At 49.6% G+C, this 2,607-nt stretch carries 3 protein-coding genes; 2 read left to right on the top strand and 1 reads right to left on the bottom strand.

All coding sequences use genetic code 11. The features are described from left to right. The first annotated feature begins 165 nt into the window (after positions 1 to 165). Positions 166 to 504: a zinc ribbon domain-containing protein YjdM gene (locus tag M891_RS0122080; RefSeq protein WP_028540292.1), complete on the top strand. Its 339-nt coding sequence runs from the start codon at positions 166 to 168 to the stop codon at positions 502 to 504. A gap of 53 nt (positions 505 to 557) precedes the next feature. Here M891_RS0122080 and M891_RS0122075 read toward each other — a convergent pair whose 3' ends face one another. After that, on the bottom strand, positions 558 to 1,400 hold the full coding sequence (locus tag M891_RS0122075; protein ID WP_028540291.1) for an NAD-dependent epimerase/dehydratase family protein: 843 nt from the start codon (positions 1,398 to 1,400) through the stop codon (positions 558 to 560). A gap of 117 nt (positions 1,401 to 1,517) precedes the next feature. Here M891_RS0122075 and M891_RS0122070 point away from each other — a divergent pair, with 117 nt between their 5' ends. After that, positions 1,518 to 2,348 (top strand): helix-turn-helix transcriptional regulator, encoded by an 831-nt coding sequence (locus M891_RS0122070; RefSeq protein ID WP_028540290.1) that lies wholly within the window; start codon positions 1,518 to 1,520, stop codon positions 2,346 to 2,348. The last annotated feature ends 259 nt before the right edge of the window (positions 2,349 to 2,607 follow it).

Genomic DNA, 2,607 nt, shown 5'->3' with positions numbered 1-2,607 from the left:
TTTCATGCTCAGTTTCAAAACACATCCCTTCGGTAACATTTCGATGTGAGTGAACCGATGCCTCTTTAGTAACATTTTAACTGAGTGATCGCGCCCATTTTACAAGGCACCTAATATGTTGCTATAATGACAGATACTTAACATGAATAGAACTGGGAGGTTCAAATGTCTAGTTTGCCGAATTGCCCGAAGTGCGGGTCCGTATATACCTATGAAGATGGGCTGATGCTCGTATGTCCAGAATGTGCCCATGAGTGGTCTGCGGAATCCGAGAATGACCCCGTTGCTGAAAAGATTGTAAAAGATGCACACGGCAACGTCCTGAGCGATGGAGACACCGTAACGATCATTAAAGATCTGAAAGTCAAAGGAAGCTCATCGACGTTGAAGATCGGCACAAAGGTGAAAAATATCCGATTGGTAGACGGCGATCATAATATTGATTGCAAAATTGACGGGTTCGGTGCAATGAAGCTGAAGTCGGAATTTGTAAAGAAGAGCTAACGTCTAAGGGCCATCCCACAAGGGATGGCCTTAAATCTTGCCGTTGAATTACATCATAATGCTCCTGCATCTCTTGCCGAATAGAACGAAGGGTAAATCGGTCGATACTGTAATTCCTCTCTGATCCGCGTCGTATCTACGATCATGTCCCATGGATCAAAGTCCTGTTGCAACGCTTCCGGTGGCACTTCGCTATGATGAAGTTGAAACAGCTCCAACACGGAGATCGGCGCATCATCGGCAACGTTATAGATTCGGCCATCAATCCCCGGCGTGAATGCGGCGAGCATCAAGGCTTGGCTTATGTCCGCATGATGTGCCATGTGAATTCGCTTGGCTGGATTCCAGTTCCGGAAGATCGGCAGCACTTCGGTGATGTGAGAATCGCCCTCACCATAAACAAAGGGAAATCGTACGATGCGCACGCCCAATCCCTGTTCGCGATGGAGCTGCAGCAGCGCCTCCTCGGCCTCAACTTTGCTTTGAGGATAAGCATGGGTGGGCTTAAGCTCGTCATCTTCACGGCTTGGTCTCGAACGAACCACCGAACCGTACACATTATTGGTGCTGGAAAAAACAAACCTTGGCACATTCGTTTCTAGTGCAGCATGGGCTAGTGCCAGGGTTCCATCGAAGTTTGCCGTTCGAGTGGTGTGCTCGTCTACTCCACGAAACTGTGCTGCCAAGTGAACGATAGCATCCACGCCCTGGAGGGCATCAATATAATGGTCCGGCTGCAAAAGATCGCCCTCAATGACTTCAGCCCCTTGCTGGTGAAGCCCATCCGCCTTGGCAGCATCCCTAACCAACAGTTTAACGTGATGACCGCGCTGCAACAGACGCGGAACAAATCGGCTGCCTACTTTACCCGTGGCTCCTGTTACAAAAACGTTCATTTTCATTCCTCCTGCATTTTATTCGGGTGCTACACGAGGAGTATAATAAAATGTGCAAGCCGCTTCCTTCCTGCGTTTATCGTACGATTGGAAGTGTCAGGATAGGAGGAGTGGTATATGGAGGAAGTTAACTCTAGGAAGGCGTTAGGTGAATTTTTACGTTCACGTCGAGAACGTCTGACTCCGGAAGAAGTGGGGTTGGTATCCTATGGCCGGCGGCGGGCCACGGGGCTTCGAAGGGATGAAGTCGCACACCTTGCCCACATCGGAACATCATGGTATACCTCTCTGGAGCAAGGTCGAAGCGTCAATCCATCAGAGGACGTCCTTAATAATATAGCTAAAGCGCTGCGATTGACCGAGGATGAACGTCGTCATCTCCATTACCTCGCAAGACCGAGTCATCCGGAAAAGGCAGAAAGTCAGCAATTAACGGCGGGTTTGGAACGGACGATAAGGGCCTTGGATCCGCATCCGGCATTCATTATCGGGCGATATTGGGATTTATTGCTGTGGAACCATGCTGCCGAGCTTGTTTTTCGATTGCCGGTGTACTCGAATAACCTGCCCCAGCGTCCCCATTGGATGAGACATCTTTTGACGGACCCCGAGCTAGGATCAAATATCAAGGATTGGGAAGTCAAGGCACGTGTCTTGATTGCGAACTTTCGTGCGGATTATGCGCGATTCCCGAATGATGCAAGGTTTCAGGAACTGATCGATGAATTTATGCAGAGCAGCCGATTGTTTCGCGAGATCTGGCCGCTGCATGACGTTCAGGTCGCAACGGATCGCCGTAAACGGAGCTACGATCCTCGGATCGGTGAGATGGAGTTCGAGCATGTGGTTTTGCAGCCGCCGACCAATCCAGACCTGAAGATCATGATATACACCGCTTCAACAGATACCGCTGCACGTTTGCGAAGTCTATTGGATAGCAGATTGTAACAAAAGTAAGAAACGGATAGCTACTCGGTTCTCGGTTTACCAAGCAACAGCCAACTGCCGATGCCATAGGCTGGTCCGTATCTACGGACAGTCCATTCGTCAGTAGTTTGCAGTTCATTAACTGGCAATGAATGCAGATTTTGTAAGAGGGGCGGTGGCCCCTCTTTTTGTTATGGCTTTAGCCAGTTGAGCTCGCGAAGCGTGCGAAACAAAAAACCACCCGCTATGCGGGTGGAGGAACGAAGGTTTGACCAACTAG

The sequence above is a fragment of the Paenibacillus sp. J14 genome (assembly GCF_000518465.1).
Classification (GTDB): Bacteria; Bacillota; Bacilli; order Paenibacillales; family Paenibacillaceae; genus Fontibacillus; species Fontibacillus barengoltzii.
Note: the sequence above shows the minus strand (reverse complement) of the source record. Positions and strands in the feature narration are given on the sequence as shown.